Below are 21,654 nucleotides of genomic sequence, written 5' to 3' on the forward strand. Positions count from 1 at the left end.
AACTACACCCTCTTCAGTATAAACTTATTATTCAGATAACTTATTATCAACAATAGGATGAAGAAATTTGTGAAAAATGACATTTGAATCGTTGCATTCGCCATAAAAAATAGTGATAACTTAATACATAAATATGACATAATATATATTTTAAATACTGAGTCACTCTTATATATTTTTTTATCCAACACCATAACTAAGATAATACTAATAAAAGAAAGTATTGGAGCTAAGTACGGACCAAAGTATAAGTAACCTTGTCCAATCATTGGTAATATTTGATCTGAAACCAATGGCCTCTGATAAAAAACTTCATTAAATGATGTTAGAGCACTTTGATGTTGTCCAAACAATGAATTCAAAAACACAACTGACCTAAATAATTCACTAATAATTGCATCAAATTGAAATGGTGCATAAACATAGCTAGTATCAATTGAATGAGCTACATTTGATACCCCTGAAAAATATAATTGCAAATCAGTATTAAGATTTTCAAATGTACTACTAGAATTAGCAGTAGATGTATTTCCTTGTGTAACAATCGTGTTTTGTTTTAACAAAGTAGACACTGCTATTAATAATAATGACATGCCTACTGATAATATAACAATTAACTTTCTATAATTTTTATACAAAATAAAAATAGTGAATAACCCAGTTGATAAGGGTAAAATTATACTAAATCTACTCGTACCCGTAATAAAAGATGATGATATACCTATTACTATAAATGATAAAAATAACCATATGATATTTTTGTTATATTCATAGAATCTATATATCCAATTTAACACGCCTATTGTAGCTACAACATGCCCAAGTTGGACTATTAAGAAAAATAATGAAACTGAGTCTACTACATCTTTACTTTTCAATTGAGAAGCAGACCAAATAAAAGTATATCTTGCGAGTACTTCTGGATTGAATAATACAACCACAAAACTTAAGAGTACGTAAGCCCAACCAAATAAATTTGGTTTAGCTTCCATTTTTCTAAATTCAGTTTTACTAGAATAAAATCGTTTATATAGAAGGCAGAATGTTACAATAATTACTATCATTTCAAATAGCATTAAATTAATTGCTTTGGTTTGAGAACCAAGAGATGTGGACATACCAATTCCAACATTCACACCGTAAATAGACATTAACAATGGAGAAATGACATACCTTATTAACATTGTTATATTTACAATGGTAATTCCAATATTATAAAACATATATCTACTAAACATTGGAAATAAAAAGTATAAACACATAAATAATAAAGGCAGTGCTATTAAATTATTTGGTAATTGAATGTCGCTTAGCATTATTGAAACAATGCTTATGAGAGACAAGATTAAAACTATGATTCTATAAAAAAGTGTCATTTTATAACTTCCTATTAGCAAATTGTATTAATTTTTCTTTTGATTCATTTTTGTTAGTAAAAAATTCATTAATAACTTCATCTAACTCACTTTTTGGAATAGTGATTGCTTTACCGCGATAAATTTTTTCATATACTTGTTCAGAATGTATTTCATTTTTATTTAATAATTCTTCAAATAATTTTTCACCTGGTCTCATACCAGTAAACTCTATACCTATATCTTCTTCTTTTTTACCGCTTAAGCGAATAATATTTTTAGCTAAATCAACTATTTTGACTGGTTCTCCCATATCCAAAACAAATATTTCTCCCCCAGTTGCTATGGCACCTGCTTGTAGTACAAGTCTAGACGCTTCTGGAATCGTCATAAAGTAACGTGTTATATCTGGGTGAGTAACAGTTAATGGCCCACCTGCCTCTATTTGTTTTTTAAATAATGGGATTACGGATCCCCTTGAACCTAATACGTTTCCAAACCTTACGGCAACAAGATCCGTTTTAGAATTTTCGTGATTTAAACATTGAATATACATCTCAGCCACTCGCTTCGTAGCTCCCATTACGTTAGGTGGGTTAACTGCTTTGTCCGTAGAAATCATTACAAATTTATTTACTTCAGCATTTATTGCTGCCTCAGCAGTATTTCTTGTTCCCAATATATTATTTCTCATTGCTTCAAATGGATTTGCTTCCATTAAAGGTACATGTTTATGTGCCGCAGCATGATAAACAACATATGGTTTATACTTCAACATTACTTCTTGTAATCTCGATTTATTTTGAACATCAGCAATCACTGGTATAATTTCTATTTTATTTTTATACAACTTTGTTAATTCTTGATTTATTAGATAAATGCTATTTTCACCATGTCCTAATAAAATTATTTTGCTTGGTTCAAATTTGCATACCTGCCTACAAATTTCAGAACCAATAGAACCTCCTGCACCAGTCACTAAAATTGTTTTATGAGAAAGTTCGTTTGATATAAGTGCCATATCTAATTCCACTGGTTCTCTACCTAATAAATCTTCTAAATCTACTTTTTTTAGTTGATTTACTTCTATATCGCCAGACAACACATCTTCAATGTTTGGCATTTTAAATAATTCTATTCCTTCGATATTACATATATCATTTATTTCTTTAAGTCTCTTTGCACTTAGAGTAGGTATTGCTATTATAATTTTTTTGATTTTAAATTTTTTCACTAATTCAGGAATATCTTTAATGTACCCCTGTACCTTCACACCTTCTGTAATAACTATTTTTTGTTTATTTTTATCATCATCTACAGCTAACACAGGTTCCATTTTCATGTCTGAACTTCTTAACATTTGACGGACTAACATTGATCCACCTTGGCCAGCACCTACTATTAATGTTGGTTTCTTTTTTATATTTTTACCAATTATATATTTTCGATATACTCTCCAAAATAATCTAGAGCCACCTATAAGTATTAAGTGCATCATCCAAGTTATAAAATACAACCTAAAGAATGGGCTACTCCCTGTTATAAGAGAAACAACAATTAATGTAGTTAACACAGAAGAACTTACTGCTTTTACAACTAACATCAGTTCATTTACACTAGCATATTCCCAAGCCCTATGATATAAGTTGAACAATGCTGCAAACACATGATGAGAAATAAGCAATATAATAGATGCTAAAATTAATAAATCAATATTATAACTTTCAAAGTATGGTTCTAATATAATATATCCCAAAAACACAGAAAACGTTACAATTACCGAATCTAATATAATTAACATAATTAGACGTAATCTTGCAGAAATTTGTGCCACCTATAAAATCTCCTCATTCATTTTTTAAAAATTCCAAATCTTTTTTTATGATTATAACCTTGCGTTGGAATCTCCTTTATTAATTTTTTGTCTTCAATAATTAATTTTGCATTTTCAATCAATTCAATGATTTCTTTCCTATAATTTTTAAGTTTTTTATCTTTTAATAATGATTTCATTAAAAATGGCCTTTCATTAACACTATGTGCATCCGAAGCTATAAAATGCGTAAGATTATTATCAATCATTTGCAAAGTGACTTTCTTAATATTTTTACCCATACTACCATTTAATGATGTAGATGTTATTTGGCTTAAAGCACCACCATTAATTAACTGAAATAACAGATTTAAGTTTTGTGCAATTGCTCTATTCCTTTCAGGATGAGCGATTATAGGAATGTATCCCAAAACTTGTAGCTCGTTCAATAAATTTTGAGTATAATGGGGAACTTCATTTGAAGGAAGCTCAATTAATAAATACCGAGAGTTATTAATTCCAACTATATTTCCATTATCAATTTCCGGAAGTATTTGGTCAGTAATACGAATTTCTTGACCATAATAGAATTCAATACCTAGTTTTTTAATTTCTTCAATAGATATTATCTCATTCACCTTTGACTTCACATTATCTACAGGATTGTTATATCTTGTATGCAAATGATGCGGCGTTGCTACAATACTAGTAACACCTTCTTCCTTCGCTTGAGTTATTAAATTAATAGTGTCTTCCTTTGTTTTTGGACCATCATCAGCTCCAATCAATATATGATTGTGTATATCTATCATTTTTACTCATCCCCATAATAATAGTAATAACTTGAACCTTTTTCGATTGTCATTTTATTTAAGACTGCACCGATAACTTTCCCACCTGATTTAATCAATAATTCTTTAGCTTTTTTCACTTCATTTTTTTCATTTTTTGAACCATCAATCACTAACACACAATCTCTAACATTTTTAGCATATAATTGTGCATCTGTGACAGTGGTCACTGGCGGTGTATCAATTAAAATAAAATCAAAATCATCAGTTAACTTTTTAAGTAATTCGTGGAAATTTGTTGATGTAATAAGTTCTGAAGGATTTGGCGGTATTGGTCCTGACGTTAGTACATTTAAATTCTCAATGTGCGTTTCTTTTATAGCATCAGTCTGAAGTGCTTTGCCAATTATTAAATTAGATAAGCCACTATGATTTGCTAGATTGAAAAAATTTTGTTGAGTTGGTTTTCTCATATCGCCATCAATAATTAAAGTGTTATAGCCTGCTTGCGCATATGTAATAGCAATATTTGCAGTTATTGTACTTTTACCTGATGCTGGTTTTTCAGATGTAACTATAAGTGATTTTATTTCTGAATTCGCACCTGAGAACATAATATTTGATCTAATCCCTCTAAACTTTTCACTAATTGTAGACTTAGGATTGTTATGAACGTATAAAGGTGATATTGTTTTTTCTTTTTTCTTTGCCATAAATAATATCCTTCCTTATTTAAATTTTTGTATTGAACCTAAAACTGGAATATCTAATTCATCTTGTACATCTTGTTCATTTTTAATGCGTGTATCAAAGATTTCTCTTAAAACTATTACAACCGCTGCAACCATTAAACCTATTACTATGCCAAGTAAAGCATTTACTAACATTTTAGGTTCAGTTTGAGTTGCAGTGTCATCTGCTTTAGATAAAATAGATACATTGTCTATGTTCATAATCTTAGGTGTTTCATCACTAAAAACTTCAGAAAATACATTTGCTATTTTTTCTGAATCATTCTTATTCGCACTTTCAACTGCAATATTTAAAATTTGTGATTCAGTTTCACTTGTTGCTGAGATCATACTTGATAATTCTTTTGCCGAATATTTGTTATCTAACTCTTTTGAAACTTCTTCTAACATACGAGGGCTTGTTGCAATTTCGGCATATGTATTCACCAATTGAATATTACTTTGAACCTGTTGAGCCTGCATTGCGGAATCGCTTTCTTTTTCGTTAACTATTACTTGTGTTGATGCTTGGAACATTGGTTGAACTAAAATTAAAGAGCATAGAAGACCTATAATTAAACCAACTATTGGTAAAATTATGATTAAATTAAAATTTCTTTTAATTATTCTCCATATCTTTATTAAATCTACTGAATTCTCCATGAAAACCTCCTGTTATTTTTCCTCAAATTTTCCATTCTAATTAATATATAGCTTATTATATTATTTTCTCAGAATGTAATTAGTATAGTTAAAATATACTTATTTTACAACCTTACAATTAGTAATACAAATATTTTACAATAATACTCATTTTTCAACCTTAATTACTTTAATTTAAAATTTTATTCTAATTCAGTGGATTTTTACATATATTTATTAGACTCGCTTATTAGCTAAAATATTTAAAAAACCGCATCACTTGTGATACGCTTCGCCTTTCATGATCTTAAAGGCTCTGTAGATTTGTTCGATGAGCATGACGCGCATCATTTGATGTGGGAAGGTCATGGTACTGAATGAAAGAGCGTAGTTGCTTCTACTTAAGACGTCTTGATGCAGACCATGTGAGCCGCCAATAATAAAAGTAAAGTCGCTTTGCCCTTGGGTCATTCTACCTTGAAGTTCTTGTGCCAAACCTTCGGATGTTAACATTTTGCCTCGAATTTCAAGGGTAATCACTGTGGATTGTGATTTGACTTTGGCAAGTAGGCGTTGACCTTCTTTCGCTTTGACTTGTTCGACCTCTTTGTCGCTCAGGTTTTCCGGTGCTTTTTCATCTGCAACTTCGATGAGTTCGATTTTAGTGTAGCCACCTAACCTCTTTTCATATTCAGCAAGTGCTTGTTTCCAGTATTTTTCTTTTAATTTACCAACTGCGAGTATTGTAATTTTCATAATGTCCTCCACGCTGTGTTTATAAGTTATTATACTTATCCACAAGTTATACACTTGTGCACATGATACCCTCTTATTATAACAAGAATGTATACGATTTTTATACAAAATTTACGATTTATAAACAGAAAGTACTGTATAACTTGTGTATTTGTGGATAACTCTGTGTATAATGTGGGTATTCACATGTAAATTGTACACATCTCTGGATAACTATGGACAAAATAGTGGATAAGTCCCCTTCTGTCTTACATAGTTATTCACAGTTATTTACATTTTCTTTATATCCCTTTACATCAGCTTTATAGTTATCCACTGTGGATTATTACTGCTTATTCTACTATTAAGACCAACACAACTAGCTCATACTAAAGTTATATTTTACTCTTACTAAACGTCCAATATTAAGTTTACAGCACGATAAATTAAGCACCCTTTAACACTAAAAAAGCACCTCTACGTTACCGTAAAGGTGCTCTAGTTATCTAACTTATTATAATGTATAAATTGGTGTCGCTTGAGCTTTATCTGTATCACATAATAATACTTCTCGCTCAGTATCAATATCACGCTCATTCAATACTTGTGCCACACTCATACGTGCTAAATCTTTCATATTATTATCTTGAGATAAATGTGATAAGTAAATACGTTTTGTACTGCCTGTAATCACATCTGACATGGCTAATCCGGCATCTTCATTTGAAACATGTCCCATATCACCTAAGATACGTTGTTTGGTTTTCCATGGGTAACGACACATACGTAACATATCCACATCATGATTACTTTCAAACATAAAGGCATCGCTACCTTGAATCATACCTTTCATGCGGTCTGATACATAACCTGTATCGGTCAACATCGTAAATTTCTTATAGTTGTTATGGAAAATATAAAACTGTGGATCAATTGCATCGTGAGATACGTTAAATGACTCAATATCAAAACCTGCTAAAGATTTCGTTTCATATGGATTAAAAATAAATTTCTGATCCATCGGAATTTTGTTGTCTTTTTTCTCAATCGCTGACCACGTTTTTTCATTGGCATAAATAGGCAACTTGTACTTGCGTGCTAAAACGCCTAATCCTTTAATGTGATCAATATGTTCATGTGTGACTAAAATACCATTTAAATCAGCTATCTTTTTATCAATCTGACTAAATAGTTCTTCCATCTTTTTACCTGTAAGACCTACGTCTACTAGGATACTACCTTTATCGCTTTCGACATACGTCGCATTTCCTGTACTACCACTCGCTAAGACACTCATTCGTATCAAGCGGTTTCACCCTTTCTACTAAGAACACACTGCTACATCTACATCGACATCTCTAAACATGTCTATCGTCTTCACAGTTGCTTCAAAAATTTAAATTTATCACGTTGCTCATCAGTCATATCGTTGTTACTGCTATACTTCACTGACCGTTTACAGTAACTCGTATGACATTCATATGTACGTTCTACGTGCTGTGAGTTGATTCATCGTCCCGTTCTTGAATTTCACTATTACATTATACTATAACAAGTAGTGTTATGCGTCATCAATTACTCTGATTTTGAAATTCTGTCAAAATCATGGTCGTAGGACTTGTGGGAAAACAAAGTTTCTAAAATAATTCACTCAATCCAAAGTTGTTGCATATCCACTATATCCTATTAACATTATAGCCCGGGAAATAGTGCACGCAGACAACCGTTAGTATCCCTCTATCATTTTTTATTAATTTAATAGCATACAGCACCCAACATATATTACTATTTTTTGTTATTTTCTGTTGAAATTTTACCTTGTGCACTAAACCACTAACTATAATGTAAAATGGTGCTACAATACACTTTAGGAGCAACTTAAAGTTGCTCTATGTAATTACAGTTGCAATAATATCTTTGATAGTTTTATATCAAGCATAGTCATATTCGCTTTCATTATCACAATGGCTATGTTAAGTGCTTTAAATAATATTCAACACACTCCCGCGTTACATATACGATTGTTGGGTCCCTCTTTCACTCATGATGTGTAATGCTTTAAAATAACACAACTAGTTTCTTATTAATAATTATTTAGCGCTTGATGGCACTTACTCCTCTATAATACTATCAAGATATCCACTTCCTTACTTACAAATTTTATATTTTCAATTTGCAGTTGTGTATTTTATATACAAAATGAGCGCCTACCGTCTGGGTAAGCGCTCATTATTTAACTTTCCTCGATTATTTTAGGACTTTTTGAGACGGCTTCAACGTAGTATGTTTTTACTTTGTCCTCGCCGGCATGTTTAACTTTGATTTCCCAATTACCTTCTAATACTTGCACATTAGGTTCTTTAACTACGGTGTAATAACCAAGGCGTAATTTCGTCACTTCGTCATCTTGTTTTAAATAACGATTGTAATACAGTGCTTCAATTGCTGATCGTGCACTGATGACTTGTTTTTTGCTGTTATTTTCACCTTTAGATGGTTCTATTGTCTGCATAGCCGTTTGTCTATAATCTGTGGCCTCTTCATCGTCATTAATATTGAACGTCAATTGTGCTTTATTGTTATTCATAATCGGAAATGATTGATATGTTTGTTCAAAGGTCACTTTATCGTTGCTGACATCGCTCATTTGATATTGTGTACCTTTATACACATCATCGACAATGAATTTTTTCAAATCGGTAAAGGCATTATTTTTAATACTGATGGCGTCTTTCATATCTCCTTTGGCTACACGTCCAGATGACTCCGCAGATACATCATCTTTGTCCTTCGCATAAGACGAAAAATCTTTCGAGCGTGCAGTCAGTAACTGCATTTTTACGCCATCGACGGATTGAAGATGTTGCGGAATAGTGATTTCTTCTTGTTTGAAATCTACTTTATTTTCGTCCTTGCTTTCATTGATATGTGATTTATTTACTTTATCGATATAAATCACAATCAGGGAGATATTAACTAGAATAAAGACGATGATAAATAATGTTTTTGCACGTTTCCAGTTCATTATTCTAGCCTCCCATCTTTATACGGATGCCATTTGCCGTCATATTCAACATACCATTGTGGCGTAAATTCACTATTACGTTGAATTTCAATATCTTTATTATCCGGTTTATCATTCATCGTATAACCAATTGCTAAGTCTGTCACTTTCTCAAAATCAATAGTTCTGTTATTTGCTAAAGATGATCTCACTTCTTCAGCACCCGGTAAATCAGTTTCACTGTCACCACTATCAATCGTAACATTTGTTTTTAATAAGGAACGGGCATAACTAAATATGCCTTTCTCACTCCATGATACTTTAATTTGATTTAAGTCCTTTTCATTAAAGGTTGGTCGCCCATTTAAAAATAGTTGATACGTTAATTCACCACTATCGTTATTTGTACTAAATAGACGGAAATCATCTGTGAAACCTCCGTGACTATTAATATAGTCAAATGTACTTGGTATCGTATCTTTCATATTATTTGAGCGGTCTTCATCCTCTGACAAATTAGTATAACGATAACGTTCGGTTTCATCATTGTAATTTGCAACGCCAGTATTATTATTGTAAGTCGTAGTTCCACTTTTCGCACTACGCACAACTAGCGAATCATTAAAGAGAATTGCATTCATCGCATCCACACTAATACGATTATAAATCGTGCGATATGATTTTAATCCTTTAGGATCATCTGGTGCATAAATATGTGTCGCTTTATCGATAGTGTCCTTACTCGTAATAATTTCAGTGTAAGGTTGCATTTTTTTGTTTAAGCTACTTAAAGCTTGTTTCAATTTACTTGTTTTTGCTGTTGTCGTCATGCGCACGACATCATGTCTGTCTTTACTCACCGCATATAATTGAACTTTACCATTGTGACTTTGGTCAATTAATAAGCGATTAAATTTAAAGTTATTCGGTATTTTCGCACTGATATTTAGTGATTGTCCTAAATATGTTGCTAAAGGCATATCATACGTAAAATCAAGTACTACAAAATCATCACTTAAATCTGGAATAATCAAATTATGTTGACTGTGCATACGTTCAGCTCGTGTGACACGTTGATCCATTAATGGGTCCAACATTGTTTTAACGTTATCTTTAGTCGCTGTGACACCTTCCGTATCTTCACCTTTTGAATGAATGATTTGATACGGTGTCACAACTTGCTCCATACCTTGATTAAGTGGTTTACCGATAGCATGTGTTTGCTTGTCTTTGTCTGTCTGATTATCGACATTAGCTAAGTCTGGCGAGAAATTCCAAGTCATATAAGTGAGGACGCCACTCATAAGCACTAAGATAACAAGGATAATCGTTTTAATTAGTTCTTTATTCTGCATCCCAATCACCATCTTCAATGACTTCACAAGGAAGTGTAATAAAGATTGACGTACCTTGTCCTTCGACACTGTTCGCCCAAATGCGTCCATTATGAGCTTCAACAATCTCTTTGGAAATTGCGAGTCCTAAACCTGTACCACCCATCTTACGCGTTCGTGCTTTATCTACTCGATAGAAACGATCAAATATTTTATCCACATTATTGATTGGAATACCAATACCATTGTCTTTAATACGAATCGTCATACGATTATATAATGCGTTTTGTTTCACGTGAAACTCGACGCGTTTATCACCACGAGAATATTTTATGGCGTTGGTAATGACATTATCAAATACTTGTGTCATTTTGTCTGGATCAAGTTCTGTAAAGATAGTGTTGTTTGGAATTTCACGCACAAATTGTGTTTCTTTCGCTGACATCTCATGTCTATTAATAATTTTATTAATAAAGGAATTAAAATCTACAATTTCTTTTGTAATTTGTTCTGATTCATTATCCATTTTCGATAATTGTAATAAATCATTAACTAAACGTATCATACGTTCTGTTTCTTCTCGTGTAACAGATAGGAATTGCGGTGCCAATTGTCCATCTTTCCACGCACCTTCTTCTAAGGCTTCAATATAACTATTCATAGACGTTAATGGTGTCCGTAATTCGTGTGACACGTTAGCTACGAATTCGCGACGTTCACGTTCAACTTGTTGTTGTTCTGTAACATCATGCATTACGGCAATATACCCTGTAACAAAGCCTGTTTCTTGGACAATAGTACTGAAATTCACACGGGCAATAATATCTTCTACTTCATTAATATCTAATAAGAAACTTTCATTACTTTCTTGAATTTCATCTAATGAAAATTCATCTTCCAATTTCAAAATATTTAACATGAAGTAACCGATAATATCTTCTTTTGTTGTCCCCATCATCTTCAATGCCATGTCATTGACAATACGAATACGACCACGACGATCTGTGGCGATAATACCATCACTCATATGCGTGATGACGGAATCTAAGCGCCGCTTCTCACTTTCCGTATTAGCTTGTGCTTCTTGTACACGTTTCGACAAGTTATTAAATGCTAATGCGAGCTCTCCAATTTCGTCGTTACCATAAATTTTCACACGCTGCGTATAATTACCTTTCGACATTTCAATCGTTTGGTTACGCATATCTGTAATTGGTTTCGTGATAGTACGTGCAATAAAGAACCCAAGTATAACTGTAATTAACAACGAAATGCCCGTACCAACAATAAAGATTTGATTAATGCTGCTTAACTGATTATATACATCATTAATATCAGCCTCTATGTAGATATCGCCAATTACTGTCCCGTCAGACGTTTTGACTGGCAAATTGTAAACCCACATACGTTGTTTACCATTACCATAATCTTTTAACATAGTATGACTGTTCGCTTCACCAATCGACAAAGCTTTTTGGATGGAATTATCATTCGCTCGTTGGTTAATTAGACTACGCGTAGACTGCTTAGACGTAGCCATAATAATTTGATCGCGATCAATAAAACGAATTTCTTCGATTTCTTGACGGTTCGCATACTCATTCAACAAGTCTTGCACTTCTTTTTGTGCGTTTACAGAACCGTCACTATCGTATACTTTTTCGATATTTATTTCGATTTGTTTCGCATACTGCGTAATATTATTTTTAAAACTTTGAGTCAGTTCTTTCTCAAGACTATTGGTAAAATACAAACCGATAATTTGCATCCCGATGACAATTAGTAATACATAGACAATAACAAGCTTCGTGTGTAGAGATTGAAAATGTTTAAGCCATTTCATCTACGTGGCCTCTAATCATGTTGTTGGAGAAAATATCCAACGCCTCGACGAGTCACGATATATTCTGGATGTGAAGGATCATCCTCGATTTTTTCACGTAAACGACGAATTGTTACGTCTACCGTACGTACATCACCAAAATAGTCATAGCCCCAAACTGTTTGTAATAAATGTTCACGTGTCATAACTTGCCCCATATGTTTAGATAAATAATGGAACAATTCAAATTCACGGTGAGTCAATTCGATATCATCACCACGTTTTTTAATCGAATAAGCATCTGGATAAATTGTAATATCTTTAATCACAATTTCATTAGTCTCTTCGTTAACTTCTTGTGCTGGTTGTGAATAATGACGACGTAAGTTCGCTTTCACACGTGCAATTAACTCACGTGTACTAAACGGCTTCGTCACGTAATCATCTGCACCTAATTCTAAACCTAAGACTTTATCAATTTCTGAATCTTTAGCTGTTAACATAATGATTGGCATTTCATATTTCTTACGTACTTCACGACATACTTCCATACCGTCACGCCCAGGTAACATAATATCTAGCAAGACAATATCTGGCTCTTCGTCATATATTAAGTCCACTGCATCGTTACCATCGTACGCGCAGAATACTTCATATCCTTCTTTTTTTAAGTTAAATTCTAAAATATCAGCAATTGGTTTTTCATCATCGACTACAACAACTTTTCTAGCCATATTATAAACCTCATTTCTAAATTGTGTATTTTATTCAATAATTACACAGTACTCTATTATATAATTTACCATTTATAGCAAGCGAATTCTATTTATCCAAATAAAAAATTATTTGAGTGCATTGTATAATTATACCATGTTCCGCTACAATTCTGAATTTTTCTATTTTCCCACATACGTACTTTTATCTTAACTTAAGTTGCAGGCGAACAAAAGAGCTTGTGACGAGAACTATAAAAAGAAGACTGAAACAATTTTCTGTTCCAGTCTTATAAAACATATTAGCAATAAATCCCATTTCAATATTACGTTCGTTCTTCTCATGTTCTTCACAGCAATTACTTAAGTCTTACACTTGTTTCTGTTTCTTTATAAAGAGTGCACAAATAAAACCTATGACAGTTATTGCACAAATGAAGATAAAGGTAAACTGAATACCACTAGAGACAATTGCTTCTGGGGCTAGTTGTGCTTTTGCTGCAGTAACTTGTTGCATATGATTCGTATAAATAGCAATCGCGATAGCTGTTCCTGCTGAGCCCCCGACTTGAATTAATGTAGTAATCGTTGCTGAACCATCTGCATACAATGCTTGTGGTAGCTGATTTAAGGCATTTGTTTGTGCTGGCATCATTACCATTGAAATACCGACAAAGAGTAGCATAAAGGCACAAATAATGATCCACACTGGTGTCGTTGTCGAAATCGTTAACGTAAAGATTAATGTAGCGATAAACATAGTCGCAAATCCAAAGATACAGAAATAGCGTGCACCATAACGATCAAATAATGAACCAACTACAGGTGACAATAATAAATTCACAGCATTACCCGGTAGCAATATAAGTCCTGCTATAACTGAACTAAATAATAATGCTCCTTTTAAATATAATGGTAATAAAATACCTGTAGACAAAATACATAAGATAACTAAAAATACTAGTAACGCTCCCAACGTAAACATTGGGTATTTAAACACGCGTAAATTGAGCATTGGCTCATTTAAGCTAAACTGACGTAGTGTGAATACGATCAAACTAATAATACCAACAACTAATGCCACCCAGACAATCCATTGTGTTAATGATGCTGTGCCCATTGAACTTAAGGCAAATATTAAGCACGCAAAGCTAAGTGTCGATAGTAAGATTGAGATAATATCAATACGTGGTCGAGTTAACTCTGCCACATTTTCTACTGTAGTCAGTGCAATACATAGCACTACGATGTATAACAGTGCACTAATCCAAAAGATAAAATGCCAGCTTGAAGCTGAAATAATAATACCTGCTAAAGTTGGACCTACGGCGGGGCCAGCTGTAATTACGAGTCCCATTATTCCCATTACAGCGCCTCGCTTTTCTAGCGGAAAAATTAACATTAATACTGTAATCATAATAGGTAATAATAGCCCCGTACCTAATGCTTGAATCACACGTCCGGCTAATAGCACTCCAAAATTAGGTGCTAAAGCACCACTAATAACTCCTACTAACGATAATATTAAGCCTGCAAAAACGAGTGTTCTAGTACTAAACCATTTCGTTAAATATGCTGAAATGGGTACCATACAAGCCATCGTTAGTAAATAACCTGTCGTTAACCATTGTGCCAATGCTGCTTCGATTTGAAAGTCTGCCATAATATCTGTTAAAGCCATATTTAGAGCTGTTTCACTAAATAAGCCCATAAATCCACCAATCATTAAGACAAATGCAAATAGCTTTGGTCTTTGTACTTCTACTTGTGTTGCCATTGTGACATAATCTCCCTTTTTCTTTATGTTATTTCCGTATTACTTCGTCTAAACTATGTAGTCGAACTAAAACACTCCGACTCATAGCCTGAGACATCATGCCGTCTAGCACACCTCCATAATACTAACTTTGTTACTTTACCAAAATATATATAAAATTGTCAACTAGGTTGACAATAATATAAAAAAATAAGAGCGCGTGTGAAAGCATTTAATATTGTCGCTTTCCTGTACTCGCTCTAACAATGGTCAGTCAGCATAAAACAATACGCCGACGATTAATATATCTAAGACTCAATTAAGTGTTTAACTCAGTCATTTTTTAGCTATAGTAGGTAAATCCCAATCTGTTTGAAGTAATGCTTTTAATTGCTCAAATTGAGCTACGCCTATCTTTGTTTTAATATGTTGTTCTAATTCTTGTTGATAAGCCTGATTGCGTTGCCATAAATCACGACCTAATGTTGTAAGGTTTACACATTTTTCTTTTTTATTACCTGTGACTGCTTTTAGTACTACAAGCTCTTTTTGTTCTAGTTGTTTAACCGTTTTGTGTATCGCTTGGCGCGTCAATTTCACGAGTGCTGTTAATTCAGACAAGGTATATGTTTCGGCACCAATAATAGAGATGATATACCACTCTGAAGATGATATTTTGCTTTCCTGATCCACATTAGCTGCTGTTTCAGTTAACTGTCTCAATTGCGCATGACGTTCGCTGAGTAAATCAATAAAATCTAACTCATGTAGTTGTTGGTTACCACTCATAACTTTGCCTCCTCTTACTCCTCATCATAAGCTATTTTCTAGTTAAACGCACAAAAAAATGCCCATCCTATTGGATGGGCAATACGGTCTCGACGGGAATCGAACCCGCGATCTCCTGCGTGACAGGCAGGCGTGTTAACCGCTACACTACGAGACCTAAAAAATGGTGACTCCTACGGGACTCGAACCCGTGTTACCGCCGTGAAAGGGCGGTGTCTTAACCGCTTGACCAAGGAGCCTCTCTTAAGCACAAAAATAATTATAGCAACTCTTCGTAATGAAGACAAGCTATTTTTTAAATTTTTTTAGTATAATTTTCCTTATTAATTGTATAAAGTGTGAATTCGTTTGATTAACCGCTGTTAGTAGCTAAAAAAACCGTTAACTCGCTTAACAAATAACCTTCAATATAATGCTTTTCTCTGTCGAGCGATACGCAACATAGAGAACGCATTATCTTATAATCTGCATAAACGTTCTATTCACTACTATGCTTACGAACAAGCAACGATTAACGTCTGCACACCATCACTTAATAATTATTACCTGCTACACATAGCAACATTATTGTGCTAACACTAAGTGCGCATTCTAGCTTCTTTTTTACCGTTACTGTATAAAACCCACTGTAATATGTTAGCTGTAAGCCTCTCGGATAGACAACCCGCACAATCACCCTCATTTATAGCACAAAAAAATCCTTATCGACAGACAGAAAACTGTTGTCGATAAGGACTAACTATATTATTACCATAAAGGTGCAATTAAGTTTGTTTGATTACGATCTGGACCTACTGAGAAGATTGAAATGTTAACATTACATAATTCAGAAATACGTTCTAAGTATCTACGTGCGTTATCTGGTAATTCATCTAATGTACGACATTTTGTGACATCTTCTGTCCAACCTGGCAATTCTTCAAAGATAGGTTGGCATCTTTGTAAGTCACTTAAGTTTGCTGGGTACTCAGTAATTTCTTTACCATCTAGCTCATATGCTGTACAAATTTTCACTGTGTCTAAACCTGTTAAGACGTCGATTGAGTTAATAGACAGATCAGTAATACCACTTGCACGACGAGAATGACGTAATACTACAGAGTCAAACCAACCGACACGACGTGGACGTCCTGTTGTTGTACCGTATTCACGACCAACTTCACGGATATGATGACCATCTTCGTCAAAGAGTTCCGTTGGGAATGGACCGTCACCTACACGTGATGTGTAAGCTTTACATACACCGATGACTTTAGACACAAATGTTGGACCTACACCGCCACCTACAGTTACGTTCCCAGCAACTGGATTACTTGATGTAACAAATGGATATGTACCATGGTCAATGTCTAACATTACACCTTGTGCACCTTCGAATAATACTTTTTCTTCTGCAACAAATGCATCATCCAATACTTTAGCTGTATCTGTAACGAATGGTGCTAAGCGTTGTCCAGCTTCATAATAAGTATCGAAAATTTCTTCAAATGTAGGACATTCTTTATCGAACATGCCTTTGAAATACGCTGCTTTATGTTCAAGGTTTTCTTTTAATCTTGTTTCAAACGTTGCTTTGTCTAATAAATCGGCAACACGGATACCAATACGTTGAGCTTTATCCACATATGCAGGACCGATACCTTTTTTCGTTGTGCCTATTTTATTGTCTCCACGGCGCTCTTCTTCATATTCATCTTGTTTTAAATGATAAGGTAAAATAACTTGCGCACGGTTTGAAATACGTAAATTATCTGTAGAGATACCTCTTTCATTTAGTCCATCTAATTCTTTCAATAATGCGACTGGATCTACAACTACACCGTTACCAATAACAGCGAGTTTGTCTTTATAAAAAATACCAGATGGTACTAAGTGTAATTTATAAGTCTCTCCATCGAATTTAATTGTATGACCTGCGTTATTACCACCTGAAAAACGTGCAATAACGTCTGCTTCTTCTGCTAAGAAATCTGTAATTTTACCTTTACCTTCGTCTCCCCATTGTGTCCCAACTACTACGATTGATGACATATGAGCACCTCCAAGTTTTTCTCAATTAACCATTACGTATTCTACCAAGAGATGAGCTATATTGCAAACAAAAATCGAACATTGATTTGACGAAAACACAATGCTATCACTGTATTTTTATTTTCTGATAATTTAGTGTTAATGATTGTCATATCAATGTTTTAAAAGTGTTATAATCAAAAATACAACACATACTTCCATTAAAATATTGTGAAAATAATAAATAAAAACCGTACATTAAATACATGTATCAGTTTAATGTACGGTAAAAATAATTTTATATTTTTTTCTTATCCCATTTCGGCATGCGCATAATCAATGTCAGTAAATTTATTATATTGCTTCATAAAGTGCAATTTAACGGTACCTGTTGGGCCGTTACGCTGTTTGGCAATAATAATTTCTATTTCACCATTATCGTCATTTGTTTGTGGCTCAAAGTTTGTATCATCGTCGTCTTCATCATCTTCGCCACGATTATAATAATCATCACGATATAAGAAAGCGACGATATCCGCATCTTGCTCGATAGACCCTGATTCACGAATATCACTCATCATTGGTCGCTTATCTTGTCGTTGTTCCACACCACGTGATAACTGACTTAACGCGATGACCGGACACTCTAATTCTCTGGCAATTGCTTTCAGTGTACGTGAAATTTCAGAGACTTCTTGTTGACGATTATCTGAAAAGCGAGAGCCACTACCTTGAATTAACTGTAAATAGTCTATCACTATCATATCCAAACCATGCTCTTGTTTCAGTCGACGGCATTTAGATCTTATATCAGTAATACGAATACCTGGCGTATCATCTATAAAGATTTTCGTACGTGATAACTTACCGACAGCAATCGTAAAACGATTCCAGTCTTCTTCAGTCATCGTACCCGTACGTAAACGGTTTGAATCAACATTTCCCGAACTACAAATCATACGTGTAGCCAATTGGTCAGCACCCATCTCGAGTGAGAAAATGCCTACCGAATAAATGTCTTCATGCGTCGCGACTTTTTGTGCGATATTTAAAGCGAAGGCAGTCTTACCTACCGATGGACGTGCCGCTAAAATAATTAAATCATTACGGTTAAAACCTGCAGTCATTTGGTCTAAATCACGATAGCCTGTTGGTATACCAGGTGTTTGACCGCTATTTTGGTCTAGTAACTCTGCATTCTCGTACACGTCTCCTAAGACATCTCGAATATCTTTGAAGCCATCACTTTCACGTGATGATGATAACTCTAAAATGCGTCGTTCAGCATCATTTAGAATCGTATCAAGTTCTAATTCATCGTTATAACCATCGTTCGCAATACTATCAGCTGCTTGGATTAATTTACGCTTTGTGGCGTGCTTAAAGACAATTTCAGTATAGTATTGAACGTTACGTGTGGTCGGAACGTTGTTTGTTAATTCTGCTAAATACTGCGGACCACCTGCTTCACTCAATCGGCCTTCTTGCGACAGCTGATCCATAATAGTGACTACATCGATATCTTTATTATCTTCATTTAAGTTCATCATTGCTCTGAAGATATGTTGATGCGCCCCTCTATAAAAGGACTCAGGAAGCAACACTTCCTGAGTAGTATTAATCAATTCTGGATCGATGATAATGGCACCTAAGACAGATTGTTCAGCCTCGTTACTATGTGGCATTTGATTTTGTTCATACATTCCATCCATTTTTCCAATTACACCTCATATCTCAATCCAAAATTATTGTTCAACCGTGTGCACACGAATCGTACCTTCTACTTCTTTGTCTAATTTCACTGGTACATTTGTATAACCTAAAGCATGGATACCATTTGGTAAATCCATTTTACGTTTATCTAATTTAATGTCGTGTTGCGCTTTTAAAGCTTCAGCGATTTGTTTACTACTAACTGAGCCAAACATTTTACCGCCTTCACCCGTTTTTGCAGAAACTTCAACTTCGATGTCTGCTAATTGCGCTTTTAGTTGTTTAGCATCGTCAATTTCTTGTTGTCTCTCCGCTTCAGCAGCTTTATTTTGTTGTTCTAATTGTTTTAAATTTCCAGCTGTTGCTTCGACAGCTAATTTATTTTTAATAAGGTAATTATTTGCATAACCTACTGGTACATCTTTAACTTCGCCTTTTTTACCTTTACCTTTAACGTCTTGTGTGAATATTACTTTCATGCGTCTTCACTCCTACTCATTTGTTCTGTTATTGCTTGTTGTAATTGTGCAATGGCTTCTTCTACGGAAACATCTTTCAGTTGTGTCGCCGCATTAGTTAAATGGCCACCGCCGCCTAATGCTTCCATTGTTAATTGCACATTGACTGCACCTAGAGAGCGGGCAGACATGCCAATTAAGTTTTCTTCTCTACGTGCTACGACATAAGATGCCTCTACACCATCTAAACTTAACAGCTCGTCGGCTGCTTGTGCAACTGTCACCGGATGATAAGTTTTATCGTCTGGACCGTGTGCTATAGCTACACCGTTATCTTGTAATTCGACCGTACGAATTAACTCTGTTCGATTAATGTACGTATCAATATCATCTTTTAAGAAATGTTGCGTTAAGATAGTGTCTGCACCGTGTGCGCGTAAATAACTTGCAGCATCAAACGTACGTGAACCCGTACGTAATGTGAAGTTACGTGTATCGACGATAATACCTGCAAACATGACCGTCGATTCTAAACGTGTTAACCGTTGTTCCGTCGGTTGATACTCTAGCAGCTCTGTGACTAACTCTGCTGTCGAACTAGCATATGGTTCCATATATACTAATAGTGGACTTGAAATAAAGCTTTCTCCACGTCGATGATGGTCAATGACTACTTTACGGTTTGCTTTGTTTAAAATATTTTCATCAATGACCATTTCTGGTTTATGCGTATCAACAACGACTACTGTTGTTTTTGAAGTCATCATGTCCCAAGCGTCATCCGAATTGATAAAGCGATTTTTTAATTCTGGTTTTTCATCAATAGCATCCATAACACGTCGTAGCGTTGGATCAATATCTGAATCATTTAACACGATGTAGGCATCTAAGTTATTCATCATCGCAAAACGTGATACCCCTATAGCAGCGCCAATAGCGTCTAAATCAGGTCGTGTATGACCCATAATAATTACTTTGTCGCCTTCCATTAAGATGTCTTTTAACGCATGTGAAATAACACGTGCTCTTACACGCGTACGTTTTTCCATTGGGTCAGTCTTACCGCCATAGAAACGTACGTTACCGTTCATATTTTTAATAGCGACTTGGTCACCTCCACGGCCTAAGGCTAAATCGAGACCTGACTGTGATAATTCACCTAAGTCAATTAAGTTTTCCGAACCTTCACCGACACCGATACTTAATGTTAATTGCGCACGATAACCTACACTCTTTTCACGTAATTGACTGAGTATATCGAAGTTCGTTTCTTCAATATCATTTAAGATTCGGTGGTTTAAATATGCCACAAATTGATCTGTACTATAGCGTTTAAAATAAATATCATATTCTGATGCCCAACGACTGATAACGCGTGTCACCATAGAGTTAATTTCAGATCGTTGCGTATCGTTCATATTTTGTGTGATTTCATCATAATTGTCTAAGAATAAAGTCGCAATAATCGGCTTTGATTCTTGATACAGTTCATTCGTATGTACTTCTTCTGTTATGTCAAAGAAATACACTACGTGTTCATCTTCTGAATATCTCACACGATAGTAATACTCATTATCCTGAATTTCAATTTCTTTGGTTTTTTCTAGTTGCTTTAAAATATTAGGATATACTTCATTAATTGGATCAGAAATTACGTTTCTAGCTGAACGCTCTAACATAAATTGGTTCATCCACTCTATGTTTTCATTCTCATCTATCACAATCATACCAATAGGTAAGTGCTTAATAGCAGTATTGCTACCAGCTGATATGTGTCCACTGAGTTCGTCTACATAATTGTCCATCTTGTGCAGCGCTTGCCTCACCATTAATGCTGCGAGAATAATAATCACAATTAATATTGCCCCGGCAATACCTGCAATGAGTTGGCTAAAAATAAACCATACTACTACAAGTGCAATTGCCGTGAGCGCCATTATAATAAATGGTAAAACTAACGCTTTCTTAGTGGATTGACGGTTCATTTT

At 34.3% G+C, this 21,654-nt stretch carries 17 protein-coding genes and 2 tRNA genes; all 19 read right to left on the bottom strand.

Going from position 1 to position 21,654, the window contains the following annotated elements:
* Positions 1–2: 2 nt before the first annotated feature.
* Positions 3–1,376, bottom strand: a complete 1,374-nt coding sequence (locus KA845_RS05590) for a hypothetical protein (RefSeq protein ID WP_038679413.1) — start codon at positions 1,374–1,376, stop codon at positions 3–5.
* A gap of 1 nt (position 1,377) precedes the next feature.
* Positions 1,378–3,189: a polysaccharide biosynthesis protein gene (locus KA845_RS05595; RefSeq protein WP_038679415.1), complete on the bottom strand. Its 1,812-nt coding sequence runs from the start codon at positions 3,187–3,189 to the stop codon at positions 1,378–1,380.
* Positions 3,190–3,206: 17 nt separating this feature from the next.
* A complete protein-coding gene (locus KA845_RS05600; protein WP_038679417.1) occupies positions 3,207–3,980 on the bottom strand; it encodes a tyrosine-protein phosphatase in 774 nt (257 codons plus the stop codon).
* Between the two features lie 2 nt (positions 3,981–3,982).
* Positions 3,983–4,672 carry a polysaccharide biosynthesis tyrosine autokinase gene (locus KA845_RS05605; protein ID WP_038679419.1) on the bottom strand — a complete coding sequence of 230 codons (690 nt, stop codon included), beginning with the start codon at positions 4,670–4,672 and terminating at the stop codon, positions 3,983–3,985.
* A 15-nt stretch (positions 4,673–4,687) separates the two neighbouring features.
* Positions 4,688–5,353, bottom strand: coding sequence for a YveK family protein (locus tag KA845_RS05610; RefSeq protein ID WP_038679421.1), 666 nt, complete (start codon positions 5,351–5,353; stop codon positions 4,688–4,690).
* 255 nt (positions 5,354–5,608) lie between these two features.
* Positions 5,609–6,088, bottom strand: coding sequence for a 23S rRNA (pseudouridine(1915)-N(3))-methyltransferase RlmH (gene rlmH, locus KA845_RS05615; protein ID WP_103388679.1), 480 nt, complete (start codon positions 6,086–6,088; stop codon positions 5,609–5,611).
* Between the two features lie 493 nt (positions 6,089–6,581).
* Entirely contained in the window at positions 6,582–7,364 is a 783-nt protein-coding gene (locus tag KA845_RS05620; protein WP_107373693.1) for an MBL fold metallo-hydrolase, read from the bottom strand.
* A gap of 936 nt (positions 7,365–8,300) precedes the next feature.
* On the bottom strand, positions 8,301–9,092 hold the full coding sequence (locus KA845_RS05625; protein ID WP_002510633.1) for a two-component system regulatory protein YycI: 792 nt from the start codon (positions 9,090–9,092) through the stop codon (positions 8,301–8,303).
* Positions 9,092–10,426: a YycH family regulatory protein gene (locus KA845_RS05630; RefSeq protein WP_002510632.1), complete on the bottom strand. Its 1,335-nt coding sequence runs from the start codon at positions 10,424–10,426 to the stop codon at positions 9,092–9,094. The genes KA845_RS05625 and KA845_RS05630 overlap by 1 nt, the downstream gene beginning before the upstream one ends.
* On the bottom strand, positions 10,416–12,248 hold the full coding sequence (walK, locus tag KA845_RS05635; protein ID WP_002510631.1) for a cell wall metabolism sensor histidine kinase WalK: 1,833 nt from the start codon (positions 12,246–12,248) through the stop codon (positions 10,416–10,418). Before walK ends, KA845_RS05630 begins: the two co-directional genes overlap by 11 nt.
* Positions 12,249–12,259: 11 nt before the next feature.
* The gene (gene yycF / locus KA845_RS05640) at positions 12,260–12,961 is read right to left on the bottom strand and encodes a response regulator YycF (RefSeq protein ID WP_002510630.1); all 702 of its coding nucleotides are present in this window, start codon (positions 12,959–12,961) and stop codon (positions 12,260–12,262) included.
* Between the two features lie 349 nt (positions 12,962–13,310).
* Positions 13,311–14,717, bottom strand: coding sequence for a DHA2 family efflux MFS transporter permease subunit (locus KA845_RS05645; protein ID WP_103388678.1), 1,407 nt, complete (start codon positions 14,715–14,717; stop codon positions 13,311–13,313).
* 315 nt (positions 14,718–15,032) lie between these two features.
* The gene (locus KA845_RS05650; RefSeq protein WP_103388677.1) at positions 15,033–15,485 is read right to left on the bottom strand and encodes a MarR family winged helix-turn-helix transcriptional regulator; all 453 of its coding nucleotides are present in this window, start codon (positions 15,483–15,485) and stop codon (positions 15,033–15,035) included.
* A gap of 84 nt (positions 15,486–15,569) precedes the next feature.
* Positions 15,570–15,642: transfer RNA gene (locus KA845_RS05655), tRNA-Asp, on the bottom strand.
* A gap of 7 nt (positions 15,643–15,649) precedes the next feature.
* Positions 15,650–15,724: transfer RNA gene (locus tag KA845_RS05660), tRNA-Glu, on the bottom strand.
* 508 nt (positions 15,725–16,232) lie between these two features.
* Positions 16,233–17,516, bottom strand: a complete 1,284-nt coding sequence (locus KA845_RS05665) for an adenylosuccinate synthase (RefSeq protein ID WP_103388676.1) — start codon at positions 17,514–17,516, stop codon at positions 16,233–16,235.
* A 290-nt stretch (positions 17,517–17,806) separates the two neighbouring features.
* A complete protein-coding gene (gene dnaB / locus KA845_RS05670; protein ID WP_002510626.1) occupies positions 17,807–19,207 on the bottom strand; it encodes a replicative DNA helicase in 1,401 nt (466 codons plus the stop codon).
* A 33-nt stretch (positions 19,208–19,240) separates the two neighbouring features.
* The gene (rplI, locus tag KA845_RS05675) at positions 19,241–19,687 is read right to left on the bottom strand and encodes a 50S ribosomal protein L9 (protein ID WP_002510625.1); all 447 of its coding nucleotides are present in this window, start codon (positions 19,685–19,687) and stop codon (positions 19,241–19,243) included.
* On the bottom strand, positions 19,684–21,651 hold the full coding sequence (locus KA845_RS05680; protein ID WP_167868024.1) for a DHH family phosphoesterase: 1,968 nt from the start codon (positions 21,649–21,651) through the stop codon (positions 19,684–19,686). The genes rplI and KA845_RS05680 overlap by 4 nt, the downstream gene beginning before the upstream one ends.
* Positions 21,652–21,654: the final 3 nt, after the last annotated feature.

The organism is Staphylococcus sp. GDX8P114P-2 (assembly GCF_017892945.1).
In the GTDB taxonomy this organism is placed as follows: domain Bacteria; phylum Bacillota; class Bacilli; order Staphylococcales; family Staphylococcaceae; genus Staphylococcus; species Staphylococcus arlettae.

Bases quoted from the DNA above. Each gene is read 5' to 3' on its own strand.
- KA845_RS05645 (WP_103388678.1), bottom strand. From the start codon at position 14,717: ATGGCAACACAAGTAGAAGTACAAAGACCAAAGCTATTTGCATTTGTC.
- KA845_RS05600 (WP_038679417.1), bottom strand. From the start codon at position 3,980: ATGATAGATATACACAATCATATATTGATTGGAGCTGATGATGGTCCA.
- rplI (WP_002510625.1), bottom strand. From the start codon at position 19,687: ATGAAAGTAATATTCACACAAGACGTTAAAGGTAAAGGTAAAAAAGGC.
- yycF (WP_002510630.1), bottom strand. From the start codon at position 12,961: ATGGCTAGAAAAGTTGTTGTAGTCGATGATGAAAAACCAATTGCTGAT.
- KA845_RS05605 (WP_038679419.1), bottom strand. From the start codon at position 4,672: ATGGCAAAGAAAAAAGAAAAAACAATATCACCTTTATACGTTCATAAC.
- dnaB (WP_002510626.1), bottom strand. From the start codon at position 19,207: ATGGATGGAATGTATGAACAAAATCAAATGCCACATAGTAACGAGGCT.
- rlmH (WP_103388679.1), bottom strand. From the start codon at position 6,088: ATGAAAATTACAATACTCGCAGTTGGTAAATTAAAAGAAAAATACTGG.
- KA845_RS05625 (WP_002510633.1), bottom strand. From the start codon at position 9,092: ATGAACTGGAAACGTGCAAAAACATTATTTATCATCGTCTTTATTCTA.
- KA845_RS05680 (WP_167868024.1), bottom strand. From the start codon at position 21,651: ATGAACCGTCAATCCACTAAGAAAGCGTTAGTTTTACCATTTATTATA.
- walK (WP_002510631.1), bottom strand. From the start codon at position 12,248: ATGAAATGGCTTAAACATTTTCAATCTCTACACACGAAGCTTGTTATT.
- KA845_RS05650 (WP_103388677.1), bottom strand. From the start codon at position 15,485: ATGAGTGGTAACCAACAACTACATGAGTTAGATTTTATTGATTTACTC.
- KA845_RS05590 (WP_038679413.1), bottom strand. From the start codon at position 1,376: ATGACACTTTTTTATAGAATCATAGTTTTAATCTTGTCTCTCATAAGC.
- KA845_RS05665 (WP_103388676.1), bottom strand. From the start codon at position 17,516: ATGTCATCAATCGTAGTAGTTGGGACACAATGGGGAGACGAAGGTAAA.
- KA845_RS05610 (WP_038679421.1), bottom strand. From the start codon at position 5,353: ATGGAGAATTCAGTAGATTTAATAAAGATATGGAGAATAATTAAAAGA.
- KA845_RS05620 (WP_107373693.1), bottom strand. From the start codon at position 7,364: ATGAGTGTCTTAGCGAGTGGTAGTACAGGAAATGCGACGTATGTCGAA.
- KA845_RS05630 (WP_002510632.1), bottom strand. From the start codon at position 10,426: ATGCAGAATAAAGAACTAATTAAAACGATTATCCTTGTTATCTTAGTG.